Source organism: Streptomyces sp. MP131-18 (assembly GCF_001984575.1).
Lineage (GTDB): Bacteria > Actinomycetota > Actinomycetes > Streptomycetales > Streptomycetaceae > Streptomyces > Streptomyces johnsoniae.
On sequence record NZ_LZNS01000001.1, the window covers coordinates 7,530,783 to 7,551,824 of the forward strand.

The window sequence follows — 21,042 nt, forward strand, 5'->3', positions numbered from 1 at the left end:
ACCGTGACCGCCGAGGTGGCCGCGGTCGTCGATGAGGACCTGTCCGGCACCTGGCCGCCGGCCGGCGCCGAGGCCGTTCCGCTCCCGGGTTTCTACGAGCGCCTCGCCGAGGACGGATACGAGTACGGTCCGGCGTTCCGGGGGTTGCGTGCGGCGTGGCGGCGCGGGGAGGAGATCTTCGCGGAGGTGCGGCTGCCTGAGGAGCGGCACGGTGACGACTTCGACCTGCATCCGGCACTGCTCGACGCGGCCCTGCACACGAGCCTGGTCGGTGGGGTGGACGAGGTGCGGCTGCCGTTCTCCTGGGCGGGGGTGACCCTGCATGCCACGGGCGCGACGGCCCTGCGGGTGCGGCTCACGCCGACCGGCCCGGACACCATGAGCCTGGCCCTGGCCGACGAAACGGGCGCGCCCGTCGCCACGGTCGAGTCCCTGGCGGTGCGGCCGGTGCGGGCGGAGCAACTGCGCGACGTGGTCGGGGACGCGCTGTTCGGCGTGGATTGGGCCGAGGTGCCTCCGGTGTCCGCCGACGCGCCGCACCAGGCGCCGGTCGAGTCGGCCGAGTTGCTGCCCGGGGAGCCGGCGCCGCCCGCCGTGGCGCTGCGGTGGCTGCCCGAGCCCGGCGGCGACCCGGCCGAGGCGGTGGTGCGCGCGCTGGCGTCGCTTCAGGAGTGGCTGACGGACGGGCGGTTCGTGGCCAGTCGCCTGGTGTGGGTGACGCGCGGCGCGGTGAGCGTGTCCGAGGGCGAGGACGTGACGGACCTCGCGGGCGCGGCCGTGTGGGGGGCCGTGCGGTCGGCCCAGGCCGAGCACCCGGGCCGGATCGTGCTCGTCGACCTCGATGCCGCCTCGGCCGACGGGGGCGGGGAGCCCGCGGTGCTGCCGTCGGCCCTGCCCCTGGACGCCGAGCCGCAGCTCGCCGTTCGCGGCGGGCGGGTGCTGGCGCCGCGTCTTGCCCGGCTGCGGCGGCCCGCTGCCGCGCCCGCCTGGCCGGGCCTCGGCGGCACGGTGCTGATCACCGGCGGGACGGGAACGCTTGGCGGCCTGGTCGCCCGCCACCTCGTGGAGGCGCACGGCGTGCGGCACCTGCTGCTGGTCAGCCGCCGCGGGCCGCGGGCGGCGGGCGCGGACCGGCTCGTCACCGAACTGACCGGTCTGGGTGCCGAAGTGACGATGGTGGCGTGCGACGCCGCGGACCGCGACGCGCTGGCGGCCGTGCTCGACACCGTTCCGGCCGACCGCCCGCTGGCCGGGGTGGTACACGCCGCAGGCGTGCTGGACGACGGCGTGCTCGGCTCGTTGACGCCGGAACGGGTGCGTGCGGTCGTCCGCCCGAAGGCGGATGCCGCCCGCCACCTGCACGACCTGACGCGGGACGCGGACCTGTCGATGTTCGTGCTGTTCTCCGCGGCGGGCGGCGTGCTGGGCGCGGCGGGGCAGGCCAACTACGCGGCGGCGAACGCGTTCCTCGACGCCCTGGCCCAGCGCCGCCGGGCGCGGGGTCTGCCCGCCGTGTCGATGGGCTGGGGCCTGTGGGAGGCCGCTAGCGGGATGACCGGCGGCCTCGACGGAACGGACCGCGCGCGCATGCGGCGTTCCGGGGTGCTGCCGCTGGCTTCGGCGGACGGCCTCGCGCTGTTCGACGCGGCTCTCGCCGAGGGGCGGCCCGTCGTGCTGCCCGTCCGGCTGGATCTCGCCGCGGTGCGCGAGGCGCAGGAGCCGCCGCCGCTGCTGCGCCGACTCGTCGACACGGCTGCCCGGCGCGTGGTGCGGGCTCGGGCGGCGGTGGGTGCGGGGGCGGAGCGCGACGCGGCGGGGTTCCCTGGCGGGCTGGCGGGACTGCCCGCCGCGGAACGGGCGGAGGCGCTGGTCGACCTGGTGCGGTCGCATGTCGCGACCGTTCTGGGGCTGGCCGGGCCCGGCCAGGTGGATGTCGGCCGCGGCTTCCTGGAGTCGGGGTTCGACTCGCTCCGCGCGGTGGAGTTGCGGAACCGGCTGGGTGCGGCGACCGGGCTGCGGCTGCCCGCGACGTTGATCTTCGACTTCCCCACGGCTGCCGCCCTGGCCGCTCACCTGGACGCGCAGCTGGTGCCGGAGTCGGCGGTCCCGCCGGTACTCGCCCGCCTGGACGGTGTGGAAGCCGGTCTCGCCGGCCTTTCACCCGACGATCCGGTCCGCGGGCTCCTCGCTGCCAGGCTCCAGAGCCTGCTCACCCGACTCGGCGGAAACGGTCAGAACGGCGGAAACGGCGAGAACGGCGAGAACGGTGCGGGCCGTCCGGGCGGCACCAACGCCGGCGGTTCCGGAGAGATCGAGGCCGCCGGCCTGGAGGAGATCTTCGACATCGTCGAGAACGAACTGCGCAACTCATGACGTGCCGCATGCGCCGGGCGCGGACTCTTCGTCGCGAAGGAAGGGCTCAGGGTCAACATGACGAGTGACGAGAAGGTGCTCGACTACCTCAAGCGCCTGACCGCCGACCTGCGGAAGACCCGTCAGCGGCTGCACGAGGCGGAGGCGGCCTCCAGCGAGCCGGTGGCGATCGTGGGCATGGCCTGCCGTTTTCCCGGCGGCGTCCGGTCCCCGGAGGACCTGTGGCGGCTGCTCGCGGACGGAACGGACGCGATCTCGGAGTTCCCGGCGGACCGCGGCTGGGACGAGGACCTGTACGACCCCGATCCCGCCCGGCACGGAAAGGTCTCCGTGCGGGAGGGCGGTTTCCTGCACGACGCGGACCGGTTCGACGCGGCGTTCTTCGGCATGAGCGCGCGGGAGGCGTCGGCCACCGATCCGCAGCAGCGGCTGCTGCTGGAGACGGCGTGGGAGGCGTTCGAACGCGCCGGGCTCGATCCGGCGGAGCGGCGCGGCAGCCGCACCGGGGTGTTCGCCGGGGTGATCTACCAGGACTACGCCTCGCGGCTGCGCCGGGTGCCGCCGGAGTACGAGGGGTACGTGGGGAACGGCAGCACGGGCAGCGTCGCCTCCGGGCGGGTCGCCTACACGTTCGGCCTCGAAGGCCCGGCCGTCACCGTGGACACGGCCTGCTCGTCCTCGCTGGTCGCCCTGCATCTGGCCTGCCAGTCCCTGCGGCAGGGCGAGTGCTCCATGGCGCTGGCCGGCGGGGCGACCGTCATGGCGTCCCCCATGGCGCTCGTCGAGTTCAGCAGGCAGCGGGGCCTCGCCGCGGACGCGCGGTGCAAGGCGTTCGCCGGGCAGGCGGACGGCACCAGCCTGGGCGAGGGCATCGGGCTGCTGCTGCTCGAACGGCTGTCGGACGCGCGCCGCAACGGGCATCGCGTTCTGGCCGTGATCCGCGGCAGTGCCGTCAACCAGGACGGTGCGAGCAGTGGCCTGACGGCGCCGAGCGGCCCGGCGCAGCAGCGCGTCATCCGTCAGGCGCTGGCGAACGCCCGCCTGTCCGCGGCCGACGTGGATGTGGTGGAGGCGCATGGGACGGGGACGTCTTTGGGTGACCCGATCGAGGCGCAGGCGCTGTTGGCGACGTACGGGCAGGAACGGTCGGCGGGGCGGCCGTTGTGGCTGGGCTCGGTCAAGTCGAACATCGGGCACGCGCAGGCGGCTGCGGGCGTGGCGGGCGTGATCAAGATGGTGATGGCCCTGCGCCACGGGACGCTGCCGGCCACGCTGCACGTCGACCGGCCGACGCCCGTCGTGGACTGGTCGGCGGGCGCGGTCTCCCTGCTGACGGAAGCGCGGCCCTGGCCGCGCGGCGCGACGCCGCGCCGGGCCGGCGTCTCGTCGTTCGGCGTGAGCGGCACCAACGCCCATCTGGTGATCGAGGACCCGCCGCCGACCGCGCCGGAAGGGGCCGGCGACGACGGCGTCGGAAGCGGGCCGGTCGCCGTGCCGTGGGTGCTGTCCGGCCGCACCGGGGAAGCGCTGCGCGCCCAGGCGGAACGCCTCGCCGCGCATCTGGCGGACCGGCCGGGCGCCACCGCGGCCGGGATCGGCGCGGCCCTGGCCCGTACCCGGGCCGTGTTCGAGCAGCGCGCCGTCATCGTGGGGACCGGCCGCGCGGACCTCGTGCGCGGCCTCGCCGCGCTCGCGGCGGGCGGCAGCGCGCCCGGCGTGACGTCGGGCGCGGCGGGGGAAGCGGGGAAGGTCGTGTACGAGTTCCCCGGCGGCGGCGCGTGGTGGCCCGGTTCCGCGGCCGGACTCCTCGACGCCGCACCGATGTTCGCGCGGCGCTTCGCCGAATGTGCCGCGGCGCTCGCCCCGCTGACGGACTGGTCGCCGCAGGATGCGCTGCGCGGCGCGCCCCGCGGGGAGGCCGTGGCCGGGCCGCTGCGGTGGGCCGTGCTGGTCTCCCTGGCCGAGCTGTGGCGCGCGCACGGCGTGCACCCCGCCGCCATGGCGGGTGACGCGGCCGGTGAGATCGCCGCGGCCTGCGCTACGGGCGCCCTGCCGCTGGCGGCGGGCGCCCGCGCGGTGGTCTCCGGCACCGCGCCGCCCGCCGTGGCGCCGACGGCACAGGCGCCGTTCCACCGCACCGACACGGCAGACGCCGCCGCGGTGCTGCACCGGCTGCGGGAACGCGGACACCGGGTGTGCGTCCGCCTCGGCCCGGAGCCGGAGCCGGGCGAACGTGACGCCCCCCGAACGCTGACCGTCGGCTCCCTCCGCCCCCTCGGCGCCGGCGGCCCCGCCGCGGGCGGCGCCGAACCCGGCGGCGTGCCCCACTTCCTGACCGCCCTGGCCGCCCTGCACGTCCACGGCGTGCCGGTGGACTGGTCCGCCGCCTTCCCCGGCGGCCACGACCCGGCCGCGTCGGCCGACCTGCCGACCTACGCCTTCCAGCGAGAGCGGTACTGGCTGGCGGACAGCGCTCCCGCGGCCGACGTGGCCCCGGCGGGGCTGCGTGCGGCGGGCCACCCGCTGCTCACCGCGGCCGTCGAACTCCCCGAGTCCGAGGCGCTGTTGTTCACCGGCCGCCTCTCGCTGCGCACCCACCCCTGGCTGGCCGACCACGCCGTGCGCGGCGACGTTCTGCTGCCGGGCGCGGCCTTCGTCGACCTTGCGCTGTGGGCGGCGGAACGCGGTGGCTGCGCCCTGGTCGAGGAGCTGACGCTCCACGCCCCGCTGGTCGTTCCGCCGTCTGGTGGCGTGCTGATGCGCCTCACCGCCGGCGCGCCCGATGCGTCCGGGCGCCGCGAGGTGAGCCTCCACGCGCGGCCGGACGCGGCCGGGCGGCCCTGGACGAGGCACGCGGTCGGGACGCTGGCGCCCGCCGGTCCTGACGGCCCGTCCGATCTGATGGCGTGGCCGCCGGACGGCGCGCGGCCGGTCGACACCGGCGACGCCTACCGGCGTGCCGCCGAGCGCGGCTACGCCTACGGGCCCGCGTTCCAGGGGCTGCGCGCGGTGTGGCGCCGCGGCGAGGAGGTCTTCGCCGAGGTCGCCCTGCCGCGCGGGCAGCGTGACGACGCGCGGCAGTTCTGCCTGCACCCGGCGCTGCTCGACGCCGCGCTCCAGTCCTGGGCGGTCGGCGCGCCGTCGGCCGTCGAGGACGGCACGCGGCTGCCGTTCACGTGGCGCGGCATCACCGCGCGGGCCGCCGCGGGCGCCGCGGCGCTGCGGGTGCGGCTGGCGCCGCGCGGCGACGACGCGCTGGCGCTGGACATCGCCGACGCCTCGGGCGCGCCGCTGGCCCGCGTCGACACCGTGGTGCTGCGTCCGGTGCGGCACGCCGACGGCCCGCGGAACGTGCGCGACGCGCTGTTCCGGCTCGACTGGCAGGCCGTGCCCGCCGGTTCGCCGTTCACCGGCCGGGCGGGGTTCCTCGGCGCCGACGGCCGCGGCGCCCTGCCGCCCCTGGCCTGCCTCACCCCGTACGCGGACCTCGCCGCGCTGGGCGCCGATCCGCCGGACGTGGCGCTCGTTCCGCTCCAGGTCCCGCCGGGCGACATGCCGTCGGCGGTGCGGGCCGCGACGGCCGCCGCCCTGCGGCTGGTGCAGGACTGGTCGGCCGACGCGCGGCTCGCGGCGACGCGTCTCGTGCTGGTGACGCGGGGGGCCGTGGCCGCGGCGCCGGGCGAGGACGTGGACCCGGCGGGCGCGGCGGTGTGGGGCCTGGTGCGCTCGGCGCAGGCCGAGTACCCGGGCCGGTTCGCGCTGCTCGACCTGCCGGGCGAGCCGGGCGGGCCGGGCGGCCGGGGCGGCGACGAGGCCGCGGCGGTGTCCGCGGCCCTCGCCCCGGACGAGCCGCAGCTCGCCGTGCGCGGTGGGCAGCTGTTCCGGCCGCGGCTGGCGCCGGTGGCGTTCCCCGGCGGCGCGCCCGCGCCGCCGGACCCGGACGGCACGGTGCTGATCACCGGCGGGACGGGGACACTCGGCGGCCGCGTCGCCCGTCACCTGGCCGCCCGCGGCGCGCGGCACCTGCTGCTCACCAGCCGCGCGGGCGAACGGGCGCCCGGCGCCGCCGCGCTCGTCGCCGAGCTGCGCGCGCTGGGCGCGGAGGCGACGGTGGTCTCCTGCGACGTGTCCGACCGTGACACGCTCGCCCGGCTGCTCGGCGGGCTGCCGCGCCCCCTGACGTGGGTGGTGCACGCGGCCGGCGAGCTGGACGACGGCGTCGTGGAGTCGCTGACCCCGAAGCGGCTCGCGCGCGTGCTGCGGGCCAAGGCGGACGCGGCCTGGCACCTGCACCGGCTGACGCGCGACCACGAACTCCGCGCGTTCGTGCTGTTCTCCTCCGCCGCGGGCACCCTCGGCTCGCCCGGCCAGGCCAACTACGCCGCGGCCAACGCGTTCCTCGACGCCCTCGCCCAGCGGCGGCGCGCCTGCGGCCTCCCGGCGCTGTCCCTGGCCTGGGGCCTGTGGGAGGAACGCAGCGCGCTGACCGGCGGTCTGGACGGCACCGGCCTGGCCAGGCTCGGCCGCGGCGGTGTGCTGCCGCTGTCCACCGCGGACGGCCTCGCCCTGTTCGACGCGGGCTGCGCGCTCGGCGAACCGGCGCTCGTGCCCTTGCACCTGGACCCCGACGCGCTGCGCACCCGCGCGGAGCCCGGCCGGGTGCCCGCCCCGCTGCGGCACCTCGTCGAGCCCGCGCCCGGGCCCGAGGCGCGGCACGACACCCGGCCCGAGGCGCGGGCCGAAGCCGGGCCCGCCGCACAGCCGCTGCCGCAGCGGCTCGCCGCCCTGGGCGACGCGGAGCGCGAACGCGTCGTCCTCGACCTCGTGCGCACCCACGCGGCGGCCGTACTCGGCGAGGTCACGCCCGAGGACATCGAGCCGGGCCGCGGGTTCATGGACCTCGGCTTCGACTCGCTGACCGATCTGGAGCTGCGCGACCGGCTGGCGAACGCCACCGGGCTGCGCCTGTCCGCGACCCTCGCGCTCGACCACCCCAACGCGGCCCTCCTCGCCGCGTACCTCCTCGACGAGCTGAACACGGCCGCCGCGACCACCCCCGTCGGACCCGCGCTGGCCGAACTCGACCGGCTCGAAACGTACTTGACGCCCTTCGCCGGGGACGAGGACGCCAGGGAGGCCATCGGGCTGCGGCTGAAGGACCTGCTGGCCAGATGGGGCGGTGAGCGGACCGCCGCGCAGCCGCACGACCTGGCCTCGGCTTCTGACGACGAACTGTTCGAGGTCCTGGACGGGCTGCGCGCCGAAGAACGGGCGGCCCCCCTGAACTCCCACACGCTTTAGGAGCTGGCTCAAGTGGCAAACGAAGACAAGCTGCGCGAGCACCTCCGGTGGGCGACCGCAGAACTGACCGCGACCCGGCGGCGCGTGCGCGAACTGGAGGAGGCCGACCGCGAGCCCGTCGCCGTCATCGGCATGGCCTGCCGTCTCCCCGGCGGCGTCAGCACGCCGGACGACCTGTGGCGGCTCGTCGCGGACGGCACCGACGCCATCGGCGAGCCGCCCGCCGACCGCGGCTGGCCCGACGCCTTCTACGACCCCGACGGGGAACGGCCCGGCACCTCCTACGTGCGGGTCGGCGGATACATCGACGGCGCCGACCGCTTCGACGCGGCGTTCTTCGACATCAGCCCGCGCGAGGCGCTGGCGATGGACCCGCAGCAGCGGCTGCTGCTCGAAACGTCCTGGGAGGCCATGGAACGCGCGGGCATCGACCCGGCGTCGGTGCGGGGCGAGCGCGTCGGGGTCTATGCCGGGCTCATGTACCACGAGTACGCCGCCCGCCTGTCCTCGGTGCCCGAGCCCGTCGCCGGTTTTCTCGGCGCGGGCAACGCGGGCAGCGTCGCCTCCGGGCGCATCGCCTACGCCCTCGGTCTTGAGGGCCCGGCCGTCACCGTGGACACGGCCTGCTCGTCCTCGCTCGTGGCGCTGCACCTGGCGGCGGGGGCGCTGCGCCGCGGGGACTGCACCATGGCGCTGGCCGGCGGCGTCACCGTGATGGTGACGCCCAGCGGCCTGATCGAGTTCAGCCGCCAGCGCGGCCTGGCCCGCGACGGCCGGTGCAAGTCCTTCGCCGCGGCGGCCGACGGCACCGGCTGGGGCGAGGGCGTCGGGATGCTGCTGCTCGAACGGCTTTCTGACGCGCGGCGGAACGGGCATCCGGTGCTCGCGGTGGTGCGCGGCTCCGCCGTCAACCAGGACGGGGCGAGCAGCGGCCTGTCCGCGCCGAACGGCCCCTCGCAGGCGCGCGTCATCCGGCAGGCGCTGGACGATGCGGGGCTCGCCCCCGACCTCGTCGACGCGGTGGAGGCGCACGGGACGGGCACGTCGCTCGGCGATCCGATCGAGGCGCAGGCGCTGCTGGCGGCCTACGGCCGGGACCGGCCAGAAGGCCGGCCGTTGTGGCTGGGTTCGGTGAAGTCGAACATCGGCCACACCCAGGCCGCCGCGGGCGCCGCCGGGGTGATCAAGATGGTGCTGGCGATGCGGCACGGGGTGCTGCCGCGCACGCTGCACGTGGACGAGCCGACGCCGCACGTCGACTGGTCCTCCGGTGCTGTCGAACTGCTCACGCGGGCCAGGGAGTGGCCGGACACCGGCCGCCCGCGCCGGGCCGCCGTCTCCTCCTTCGGCGTGAGCGGCACCAACGCGCACGTCATCCTGGAACAGGCGCCGCCCGAGGAGCCCGCCGCGCCACCGGGGCCGGAGCGCGGGGCCGTGCCGTGGGTGGTGTCGGCGCGGTCGGCCGCCGCCCTGGACGCCCAGGTCGCGCGGCTGCGGGCGGCCGTTCAGGCGCACCCGGAGTGGGACCCGGCCGACGTGGGCTGGTCGCTGGCGGCGGGCCGCTCGCCGTTCGAGCACCGCGTCGTCGCCGTCGGCGCGGACCGCGCCGAGCTGCTGGGTGCCCTCGACGCGCCGGCCGGCGGGAGCCGCCCCCGGCTGCCGGTGTTCGTCTTCCCGGGACAGGGCTCGCAGTGGCCCGGCATGGCCGTGGAACTCCTCGACCACAGCCGGGTGTTCCGCGAGGCCCTGACGGCCTGCGCCGACGCGCTCGCGCCGTTCACCGACTGGTCGCTGATCGACGTGCTGCGCGGGCGTGGCGAGCTGAGCCGTGTCGACGTGGTGCAGCCCGCCCTGTTCGCCGTCATGGTCGCGCTCGCCGCCCAGTGGCGCTCGCTCGGCGTCGAGCCGTCCGCCGTGGCCGGCCACTCGCAGGGCGAGATCGCCGCCGCCTGCGTCGCCGGGGCCCTGTCCCTCGACGACGCCGCCCGGGTCGTCGCGCTGCGCTCACTGGCGCTGAAGGACATCACCGGTGACGGCGGCATGGCCTCCGTGCCGCTGTCGCGCGAGGAGACCGAGGCCGGAATCGAACGGTGGGGCGGCAGGCTGTCGGTGGCCGCCCTCAACGGGCCGCGCTCCACCGTCGTCTCCGGCGACCGCGACGCCGTCGAGGAGCTGGTGGCCGCGGACCTGGGCGCCCGGCGGATTCCCGTCGACTACGCCTCGCACTCGCCGCACGTGGAACGCCTCAGGCAGCGCATCCTGAACGACCTGTCCGGCATCGCGCCGCGCGCCGGCGCCGTGCCGTTCCACTCGACGGTCACCGGCGGCCTCCTGGACACCACCGGGCTCGACGCCGCCTACTGGTACCGGAACCTGCGGCAGCCCGTCCGCTTCGACACGGTGGTGCGAGACCTCGCCGACCGGGTCTTCGTCGAGTGCAGCCCGCACCCGGTGCTGACGGTCGGCATCGAGGACGCCGCGGCCGTCGGGTCGCTGCGCCGTGACGAGGGCGGCCCGCGGCGCTTCCTGACCTCCGCCGGGGAGGCGTGGGCGAACGGCGTCTTCGTCGACTGGCGGCGGGCGTTCACCGGCCGCCGCCGCGTCGACCTGCCCACCTACGCCTTCCGGCGCCGCCGCTACTGGCTTGAGGACACCGGCGCCGCGGCGGCGGACGCGGCGTCCCTCGGGCTGCGCCCGGCGCCGCATCCGCTGCTGCGCGCCGCCGTTCCGCTGGCAGGGGACGACGCACTCGTCCTCACCGGGCGGCTGTCCACCGCCACGCACCCGTGGCTGACCGGCCACCGCGTCTTCGGCAGCCTGCCGGTGCCGGGCGTGGCACTGGCCGAACTCGCCGTGCACGCGGGCGATCACGCCGGGTGCGACCTCGTCGAGGAGCTGACGCTGCGGACGCCGCTGGTCGTTCCCGAGGCGGGCGGCGTCCAGCTCCAGGCGGCCGTCGGCGCCCCCGACGCACACGGCCGCCGCGAACTGACGTTGTATGCGCGCCCGGACGACGCGGCCGATGCGCCCTGGACCCGGCACGCCACCGGCGTCCTGGCCGTTGCCGCGCGCCGGCCAGAGGCGGAACGCGACCCGCGGCCCGCCTGGGCGCCGGCCGTCTGGCCGCCAGAGGGCGCCGAGCCGGTGCCCGTCGACGGGCTGTACGAGCGGCTGGCCGCGGACGGCCTGGACTACGGCCCCGGGTTCCGCGGCCTGCGCGCGGTGTGGCGGCGCGGAGCGGAGATCTACGCCGAGATCCGCCTGCCGGACGGCCACGAGGGCCACGACGGCCAGGACGGGCAGGGTGAACGGGGCGTCGGCGCCGAGGGGTTCGGCCTGCACCCCGCACTGTTCGACGCGGCGCTGCACGCGGCGGCGCTTTCGCACCCGGGCCGGGTCGCCCTGCCGTTCTCCTTCACCGGCGTGGCCTTGCACGCCACCGGCGCCACGGCGCTGCGCGCGCGGCTGACTCCCGCGGGCCGGGACGCGGTCGAGGTGGCGGTGGCCGACACCTCCGGCGCGCCCGTCGCCACCGTCGCCTCGCTGGCGAGCCGGCCGGTGGCCCGCGACCAGCTCACGGCAGCCCGCGGCCCCTTGTGGCACGTCGACTGGGCCCCCGCGGCCCTGCCGGACGACCCCCCGGCCGAGCGGTGGGCGGTGGCGGACGAGGACTCCCTCGGCCTCGGCGCCGACCGCTGGGACCCGGCCGCCGAAGTCCCGGCACCCGACGTGCTGTTCCTGCCGTTCCTGCCGCCACCGCCACCGCCACCGCCACCGCCACCGCCACCGCCAGGCGCGGGCACCGTGGCCGAGGCGGCGTGCGGGGCCACCCACCGGGCGCTGGCCGTCGTGCGGGACCGGCTCGCCGACGAGCGGCTCGCCGGAACCCGCCTCGTCGTGGTCACCCGCGGCGCGGTGGCCGCGGCGCCGGGCGAGCCCGTGCACGACCTGGTGCACGCCGCCGTCGTCGGCCTGGTCCGCTCCGCGCAGACGGAGAACCCCGGCCGGATCACGCTGCTCGACCTCGACCCTGCCGCCCGGCCCGCCCCCCGCGAGCTCCTGGCCCGCGCCCTCGCGGCCGACGAGCCGCAACTCGCCGTCCGCGGCGCGGAGGTGCTGGTCCCCAGGCTGGCCCGCGGGGACGCCCGCCGCGTCCTCCAACCGCCGCCGGACGGCGACCCCTGGCGCCTGGACGTCACCAGCAAGGGCACGCTGGAGAACATCGCGCTGCTGCCCGCCCCCGCGGCCGACGAGCCGCTGAAACCAGGCCAGGTGCGGATCGCGGTGCGCTCCGCGGGCGTCAACTTCCGCGACGTGCTGCTCGCGCTGGGCATGGTCGACCAGGACGTGATGGGCGGCGAGGTCGGCGGTGTCGTCCTCCAGACCGGCCCCGGCGTCACCGGCTTCGCGCCGGGCGACCGGGTGATCGGCATGGTGCCCGCCTCGTTCGGCCCGGTCGCCGTGGCCGACGAGCGGCTGATCACCCTGCTGCCCGACGGCTGGTCGTTCACCGAAGGCGCGACCGTGCCGATCGCGTTCCTGACCGCCTTCCACGGCCTGGTCGACCTCGCCGCCGTCCGGCCGGGCGACCGGGTCCTCGTCCACGCGGCGACCGGCGGCGTCGGCATGGCCGCCGTCCAGCTCGCCCGCCACCTCGGGGCCGAGGTCTACGCGACGGCCGGTCCCGCCAAATGGGACACGCTCCGCGCCATGGGCATCCCCGGGGAACGGATCGCGTCCTCCCGCGACCTCGGCTTCGAGGAGCGGTTCCGCGCCGGCACCGGGGGGCGCGGCGTCGATGTCGTCCTCAACTCGCTCGCCCAGGAGTACGTCGACGCGTCGCTGCGCCTGCTGGCCCCCGGCGGCCGGTTCGTCGAAATGGGCAAGACCGACATCAGGGACGCGGCGGAGGTGATGGCGAAGCATCCGCGGATCTCCTACGAGGCGTTCGACCTCATCGACGCCGGTCCCGAACGCATCGGACGGATGCTGGCCGACCTGAAGGACCTGTTCGCGCGCGGCGTCCTCGCGCCGCTGCCCGTGGCCACCTGGGACGTGCGGGCCGCCCCCGACGCGTTCCGCTTCATCGGCCAGGCCCGGCACGTCGGCAAGGTCGTGCTGACCGTGCCGCCCGGCCGGCCCGACCCGCAGGGGACCGTCCTCGTCACGGGCGGCACCGGCGTGCTCGGCACCCTGGTCGCCCGCGAACTGGTGGCCGTCCACGGCGTGCGGCACCTGCTGCTGACCAGCCGCCAGGGCGCGGACGCGCCCGGCGCGAAGCAACTCGTCGACGAACTGGCCGCGCTCGGCGCCCGGGTGACGGTCGCCGCCTGCGACGCGTCCGACCGCGACGAGCTGGCCGCGGCCCTCCGCGGTATCCCCGCGGCGCACCCGCTGACCGGGGTGATCCACGCGGCCGGGGTCCTCGACGACGGCGTGCTGGCCGCCCTGACCCCGCGGCAGGTCGACGCCGTGCTGCGGCCGAAGATCCGCGCGGCGTGGCACCTGCACGAGCTGACCGCCGCCGCCGACCTGAGGATGTTCGTGCTGTTCTCGTCCGCCACGGCCACCCTCGGCGGCGCCGGGCAGGCCAACTACGCGGCGGCGAACGCGTTCCTCGACGCCCTCGCCGCGCACCGCCGCGCCCGCGGACTGCCCGGCCTCTCCGTGGGCTGGGGCCTCTGGGCACGGGCCAGCGGCATGACCGGGCACCTGGACGCGGGCGACCTGACGCGGATGCGCAGGGCGGGCGTCACCCCGCTGTCCGACGAGGAAGGACTCGCGCTGTTCGCCGCCTCCCTCGCCGCCGAGCGCCCGCACCTGCTGGCGCTCCGGCTCGACCCGGCGGCGCTGCCGGGCCCCGTGCCCGCGCTGCTCCGTGATCTCGTCGGCGCCCCCGCCCGGCGGGCGGCGGGCGCGGTCGGCGACGGTCAGGGGGAGCAGGCCCTCGCGGCGCGGCTCGCGCCGCTGACCGGGGCCGAACGGGACGGCCTGCTCCTCGACGTGGTCTGCACCCACGCCGCGACCGTCCTCGGGCACGCCGCGCCGGACGACATCCGCACCGGCCAGGCGTTCCGCGCCCTCGGTTTCGACTCGTTGACCGCCGTCGAACTGCGCAACCGCCTGAACACCGTGACCGGCCTGCGCCTCGCGGCCACCGTCGTCTTCGACCACCCCACCCCGGCCGCGCTCGCCGCCCACCTGCGGTCCCGGCTCACCCCGGACCCCGCGCCAGGCCGGCCGGCGCAGGAGGAGGACCGGGTCAGGTCGGCCCTGGCCGCCATCCCGCTGACCCGGCTCCGGCAGGCGGGCCTCGTCGACACCCTCCTCGAACTCGCGGGCCACGACCGCGACCGCGACCCCGGGCCCGGCAGCGGAGGCGACGGCGACGGGGCGCGCGGACCCCACGACATCGACGCCATGGACGCCGACGCACTGATCGGCATGGCCCTCGACACCACAGACCTCTGAACGTGCCGGAAGTGCGGAGACGACGATGGCGGCATCCCAGGAACAGCTTCTCGACGCGCTGCGCGCGTCGCTGAAGGAGACCGAACGACTGCGGCAGGCCAACCGGAAGCTCGAAGACGCCTGGCGGGAGCCCGTCGCGATCGTGGGCATGGCCTGCCGCTTCCCCGGCGGCGTCCGTTCCCCCGAGGACTTCTGGCGGCTGCTGGCCTCGGGCGGCGACGCCGTGGGCCCCTTCCCCGAGGACCGCGGCTGGGACCTCGACGACCTGTTCGACCCCGACCCGGACCGGCCGGGCAAGAGCTACGTGCGGCACGGGGCGTTCGTCGCGGGCGCCGACCGTTTCGACCACGCGTTCTTCGGGATCAGCCCGCGCGAGGCGCTGGCGATGGACCCGCAGCAGCGGCTGCTGCTGGAAACCACCTGGGAGGTGTTCGAACGCGCCGGGCTCGACCCCCGGTCGGTCCGCGGCAGCCGCACCGGCGTGTTCGTCGGCGCCGCCCCGCTCGGCTACGAAAGCGCCGGGCAGCACGCCGAGGGCGCGGAAGGCTACCTGTTGACGGGCACCACCGTCAGCGTCGCCTCGGGCCGCCTGGCCTACGTGTTCGGCCTGGAAGGCCCGGCCGTCACGGTCGACACCGCCTGCTCCTCGTCGCTGGTGGCGCTGCACCTGGCCTGCCAGGCGCTGCGCCGCGGCGAGTGCACCATGGCCCTGGCCGGCGGGGCCGCCGTCATGGCGGCGCCCCACATGTTCGTGGAGTTCAGCCGCCAGCGCGGCCTGGCCCCCGACGGCCGGTGCAAGGCGTTCTCCGCCGCGGCCGACGGCACCGCCTGGGGCGAGGGCGCCGGGGTGCTGCTCGTGGAGCGGCTTTCTGACGCGCGGCGCAACGGGCATCCGGTGCTCGCGGTGGTGCGCGGCTCCGCGGTGAACCAGGACGGCGCGTCCAACGGGCTCACCGCCCCCAGCGGCCCCGCACAGCAGCGCGTCATCCTGGACGCCCTCGCCGACGCCCGGCTGTCGGCCGGACTGGTCGACGCGGTGGAGGCGCACGGCACGGGCACGTCGCTGGGCGACCCGATCGAGGCGCAGGCGCTGCTGGCGGCCTACGGCCAGGACAGGACCGCGGGACGGCCGTTGTGGCTGGGTTCGGTGAAGTCGAACATCGGCCACACCCAGCTCGCCGCGGGCGCCGCCGGGGTGATCAAGATGGTGCTGGCGATGCGGCACGGGGTGCTGCCGCGCACGCTGCACGTGGACGAGCCGACGCCGCACGCCGACTGGTCCTCCGGCGACGTGCGCCTGCTCACAGAGGCGGTGGACTGGCCGGACACCGGCCGCCCGCGCCGCGCCGCCGTCTCCTCCTTCGGGATCAGCGGGACGAACGCCCACCTCGTCCTCGAACACCCGGGAGCCGACGCGACTCCCGCGGAGGGCGCCGCGGAGGCCGAGGACCCGGCCGTTCCCCTGCCCTGGCTGGTGTCCGCCGCCGATGCCGCGGCCCTGCCCGCGCAGGCCGCGCGGCTGCGCGACGCCGTGGCCGCCCACCCCGAGTGGCACCCGCGCGACGTGGCCCGCGCCACTGCAACCACGCGCGCCGCCCTGGAACACCGCGCCGCGGTGGTCGGCACGCACCGCGCCGGCCTGCTCGCGGGGCTCGACGCGCTCGCCCGCGGCGAGGACGCGCGGCACACCGTCCGGGACACCGCCCCCCGGCCCGGCAGAACGGGCTTCCTGTTCACCGGCCAGGGCGCGCAGCGCCCCGGCGCCGGCCGCGAACTGCACGCCCACTACCCGGTGTTCGCCGACGCACTCGACGAGGTGTGCGAGGCGCTGAGCGACCACCTCGGGCAGCGGGTCCGCGACATCATGTTCGCCCGCGAGAACGAGGCGCCCGCCCGCCTCCTCCACGACACCGCGTTCACCCAGGCCGCCCTCTTCGCACTGGAGGTGGCGCTGTTCCGGCTGGCCGAATCCTGGGGCCTGCGCCCCGACTTCCTGCTCGGCCACTCCGTCGGCGAACTCGCCGCCGCCCACGTCGCCGGGGTCTTCTCGCTGGACGACGCCGTCACCGCCGTGACCGCGCGCGGGCGGCTGATGCGGTCCTGCCCGGCCGGCGGGCTCATGGTCTCCCTCCAGGCCGGGGAGGCCGAAGTGCTCGACCTCCTCGAAGGGCACACCGACCGGGCGGGCATCGCCGCCGTCAACGGCCCGCGGACCGTGGTGATCTCGGGGGACGAGGACACCGTTCTCGCCCTCGCCGGCCGGTTGGAGGCCCGGGGCCGCCGCACCAGGCGCCTGCGTGTCACCCACGCCTTCCACTCCCCGCACATGGACGGCATGCTCCAGCCGTTCCGCGACACCCTCGCACGCCTGACGCCGCACGAGCCCGCGATCCCCCTCGTATCGAACGTCACCGGCCGCCCCCTCACCGGGGAGCAGGTCCGCTCCCCCGAGTACTGGGCCCAGCACGTCCGCCGGCCGGTGCGCTTCCACGACGGCCTGCGCCACCTCGCCGCCCAGGGCGTCACCACCTACCTCGAACTCGGCCCGGCCGGCGTGCTGTCCGCCCTCGTCCACGACGCGCTCGCCGAGCGCGAACCCGCCGCCGTCGCCCTGCCCCTGCTCCGCCGGAACCGGCCCGAGCCCGCCACGGCCGTCGCAGCCGTGGCACGCGCCCACACCAGGGGAGTCCCCGTCGACTGGCGGGCCTTCCACGGCCCGCGCGGCGGGCGCCCCGTGGACCTGCCCACCTACGCCTTCCAGGGGCAGCGGCACTGGCCGGCGCCCGCGGCGGCCACCGCGGGCGCCACCGCCCTGGGCCTGGACGCGGCGGGGCACCCCCTGCTGGGCGCCGCGGTCAGGACCGCGGACGGCGACGGACTCGTCCTCACCGGGCGGCTGTCGACGCGGACCCACCCCTGGCTCGCCGACCACGTCGTGCTCGGCACCGTCGTGGTGCCCGGCACCGCCTACCTCGAACTCGCCGCGCACGCCGCCCGCCTGGTGGGCTGCGGCGGCATCGAGGAACTGACCCAGGAAGCCCCGCTGATCCTCGCCGGAAGCCGCGGCACCCGCGTCCAGGTGACCGTCGGCGCCGCCGACGACACCGGCCGCCGGACCCTCACCCTCCACTCCCGGCCCGACGACGCCGACCCGGGGCAGCCGTGGACGCGGCACGCGGACGGCGTGCTGGCCCCCGGCACCGGGCCGGAACCGGACACGGCACCGGCACCGGCCGCCGAGTGGCCACCGGCCGGCGCCGAACCCGTCGGCATCGACGGCTTCTACGCCGAGGTGGCCGGCCACGGCTTCGCCTACGGGCCCGCCTTCCGCGGCCTGCGGGCCGTGTGGCGGCGCGGCGAGGAGGTGTTCGCCGAAGCCGCCGTCCCCGCGGAGGCGCGGACCGCGGCCGACCCGTTCGGCGTGCACCCCGCCCTGCTCGACGCGGCCCTGCACGCGGGCCTCGTGGGGAACACCGGCGGGCAGGTCCTGCTGCCCTTCGCCTGGCGCGGCGTCACCGTGCGCGCCGCGGGCCCCGCCGCGCTCCGCGTCCGGCTCGCCCCGGCAGGACCCGGCGCCAGGTCCCTGACGGTGACCGACGACACCGGCGCGCCCGTCGCGTCCGTGGACGCGCTGCTGGCCCGCCCCGTGTCGCCGGAACAGCTGCGTGCGGCGCGCGGGGGACACCACGACGCGCTGTTCCGCGTGCGCTGGGAGCCGTCGGCGGGACCTGAGGACACCGGTACGTTCGCCGTCGTCGGCTCCGACCGGAAGACGGACGCGTCGTACCCGGATCTCGCGGCACTCGCCGCCGCCGCCCGGTCCGGCACCCCCGTGCCCGGCACCGTCTTCCTCGCGGACGCCGCGCCCGCACAGCCCTTCCGCCCCGAGGCCGTCCGGGAAGCCGTCGACCGCACCCTGACCGCGCTGCGGGCCTGGCTCGACGAGGAATGGTTCGCCGGCTCCCGCCTGGTGCTCGTGACCCGCCGTGCCGTCTCCACCGCACCCGGCGAGGACGTGGCCGACCTGAACCGCGCGCCGCTGTGGGGCCTGCTGCGGGCCGCGCAGGCCGAGCACCCCGGCCGCTTCGGACTGCTCGACCTCGACGCCACCGACGACGCCCTCCCCGCCGTCCCCGCCGACGAGCCACAACTGGCCCTGCGCAGCGGCCGGTTGCTCGTGCCGCGCCTCGTGCGCGCCGGGCGGCAGGACGGGACCGCGCCGCTGCCGGGCGCGGGCGGCACCGTCCTCATCACCGGCGGCACCGGCGCCCTCGGCGCCGCCGTCGCCCGGCACCTGGCCACCGTGCACGGCAGGCGGCACCTGCTGCTCGTCAGCCGCCGGGGGCCCGACGCCGAGGGCGCCGACGCACTGCGCGCCGAGCTCACCGCGGCCGGCGCCCGCGTCACCATCGAGGCGTGTGACGTCGCCGACCGGGAAACCCTGGCGAAGGTGCTGGCCGCGGTGCCCGCCGCGTACCCGCTGACCGCCGTCGTGCACGCCGCGGGCGCCGTCGACGACGGCGTGCTCGAAACGCTGACCCCGGAGCGCGTCGACACGGTGCTGCGCGCCAAGGCGGACGCCGCCTGGCACCTGCACGAACTCACCCGCGACGCCTCCCTGACCGCGTTCGTGCTGTTCTCCTCCTCCGCCGCCACCCTGGGCGGCGCGGGCCAGGGCAACTACGCGGCGGCGAACGCGTTCCTCGACGCGCTGGCGCGCCACCGCGACGCACTCGGACTGCCGGGCACGTCCCTGGCCTGGGGCCCGTGGGCGGGCGGCGCGGGCATGGCCGCCGTGCTCGGCGGTGCCGCGCTGGCCCGCATGCGCCGCACGGGCGTGGTGCCGCTGGCCACCGACGAGGCGCTCGCGCTGTTCGACACCGCCACGACCGGCACGGAACGGAACCCGCTGCCCGTCCGGCTGAACCTCGCCGCACTCCACCGGGCCCCCGACGACCCGCCGCCGCTGCTGCGCGGCCTCCTCGCCGCCGCGCCGAACCGGACGGCCCCCGGCGCGGACCTCGTCCGGCGCATCGCCGGCCTGCCGCCCGCCGAGCAGGAACGAGCCGCCCTCGACTTCGTCCGCGCCCAGGTCGCCCACGTACTCGGCCACGGCGGAGCCGCCGCCGTCGCGCCCGAGCGGGCGTTCGACGACCTGGGCTTCGACTCGCTGACGGCCGTCGAACTGCGCAACCGCCTCACCACGGCCACGGGGCTGCGGCTGCCCGTGACCCTCGTGTTCGACCATCCGACCTCGACCGCCCTGGCCCGCCACCTGCTCGCCGAACTGCCCGGGGCACGCGGGGACGAGACCCGCTCGACGAGCCCGGTGCTCGCCGAACTCGACCGGCTGGAAGCGGCCCTGTCCGACCTCGGGCCCGAAGCGGCCGACCGCGCCGGGGTCGCGGCCCGCCTGCGGGCCCTCGCGGACCGCTGCGACGACAGTCCGGCCGGCGACACCGCACGCGCCGACGGCCTCGCTTCGGCCGCCGACGATGAAGTCTTCGACTTCATCGAAAAGGAACTCGGCATCTCCTGAAGGGGTGGGCCGACGTGGCCACAGAAGACAAGCTCCGCTACTTCCTGAAGCGGGTCACCGCCGACCTGCACGAGACCCGCCTGCGCCTGAAGCAGAAGGAGGCCGCCGACCACGAGCCCATCGCCATCGTCGGGATGTCCTGCCGCTTCCCCGGCGGCGCCGACTCCCCCGAGGGGCTGTGGCGGCTGATCGACTCCGGCGGTGACGCCGTCGGCCCCTTCCCCGACGACCGCGGCTGGGACCTCGACAACCTGTACGACCCCGACCCCGACCGGCGGGGCAGGACCTACGGGCGGGAGGGCGGCTTCCTCGACGGCGTCGCCCGCTTCGATGCCGGGTTCTTCGGCATCGGCCCGCGCGAGGCGCTGGCGATGGACCCGCAGCAGCGGCTGCTGCTGGAGACCTCGTGGGAGGCGTTCGAACGGGCCGGGATCGTCCCGGACTCCCTGCGCGGCAGCCGTACCGGCGTATTCGTCGGCACCGGGCACCAGGAATACGCGGCGCTCATGCAGCGGGCCACGGACAACTTCGAGGGATACCTCTTGACCGGCGGCGCGGCCAGCGTCATCTCCGGCCGCCTGGCCTACGTGTTCGGCCTGGAAGGGCCGGCGGTGACGGTGGACACGGCGTGTTCCTCGTCGCTGGTGGCCCTGCACCTGGCCGCGCAGTCGCTGCGGAACGGCGAGTGCACCATGGCCCTCGCAGGCGGGGCCGCCGTCATGGCCTCACCCGGCATGTTCGTGGAGTTCAGCCGCCAGCGCGGGCTGGCCCCCGACGGGCGGTGCAAGGCGTTCTCCGCCGCGGCCGACGGCACCGGCTGGGGGGAGGGCGTGGGTGTCCTCCTCGTCGAACGCCTCTCGGATGCGCGGCGGAACGGGCATCCGGTGCTGGCGGTGGTGCGGGGCTCCGCGGTGAACCAGGACGGCGCGTCGAACGGGCTGACCGCGCCGAACGGCCCCTCGCAGCAGCGCGTCATCCGGCAGGCCCTGGCCGACGCCGGACTCACTGCAGCCGACATCGACCTGCTGGAGGCGCACGGGACGGGGACGTCTTTGGGCGACCCGATCGAGGCGCAGGCGCTGCTGGCGACCTACGGGCAGGAACGGTCGGCGGGGCGGCCGTTGTGGCTGGGCTCGGTCAAGTCGAACATCGGCCACACCCAGGCCGCCGCGGGCGCCGCGGGCATCATCAAGGCGGTGATGGCGTTGCGGCACGGGGTGCTGCCGCGCACGCTGCACGTGGACGAGCCGACGCCGCACGTCGACTGGTCCTCGGGCTCGGTCGAGCTGCTCATGCAGGCCAGGGATTGGCCGGGGGCCGACCACCCCCGCCGCGCCGCCGTCTCTTCCTTCGGAGCC

At 76.9% G+C, this 21,042-nt stretch carries 5 protein-coding genes; all 5 read left to right on the plus strand.

Annotated elements, in window-relative coordinates; translation table 11 throughout:
- A partial coding sequence (locus tag STBA_RS33505) for a type I polyketide synthase (RefSeq protein WP_143659649.1) occupies positions 1 to 2,373 on the plus strand: 2,373 nt, incomplete at its 5' end.
- 57 nt (positions 2,374 to 2,430) lie between these two features.
- Complete coding sequence (locus STBA_RS33510; RefSeq protein ID WP_077062757.1) at positions 2,431 to 7,674, plus strand: type I polyketide synthase; 5,244 nt, start codon at positions 2,431 to 2,433, stop codon at positions 7,672 to 7,674.
- 12 nt (positions 7,675 to 7,686) lie between these two features.
- Positions 7,687 to 14,145 carry a type I polyketide synthase gene (locus STBA_RS33515; RefSeq protein ID WP_077062758.1) on the plus strand — a complete coding sequence of 2,153 codons (6,459 nt, stop codon included), beginning with the start codon at positions 7,687 to 7,689 and terminating at the stop codon, positions 14,143 to 14,145.
- A gap of 25 nt (positions 14,146 to 14,170) precedes the next feature.
- Entirely contained in the window at positions 14,171 to 19,684 is a 5,514-nt protein-coding gene (locus STBA_RS33520; protein WP_077062759.1) for a type I polyketide synthase, read from the plus strand.
- A 14-nt stretch (positions 19,685 to 19,698) separates the two neighbouring features.
- Positions 19,699 to 21,042: beta-ketoacyl synthase N-terminal-like domain-containing protein (locus STBA_RS33525; protein WP_171987843.1), on the plus strand; the 1,344-nt coding region annotated here is incomplete at its 3' end.

Excerpts from the sequence above, each read along its gene's own strand:
- STBA_RS33520 (WP_077062759.1), top strand. The coding sequence starts at position 14,171 with ATGGCGGCATCCCAGGAACAGCTTCTCGACGCGCTGCGCGCGTCGCTG.
- STBA_RS33510 (WP_077062757.1), top strand. The coding sequence starts at position 2,431 with ATGACGAGTGACGAGAAGGTGCTCGACTACCTCAAGCGCCTGACCGCC.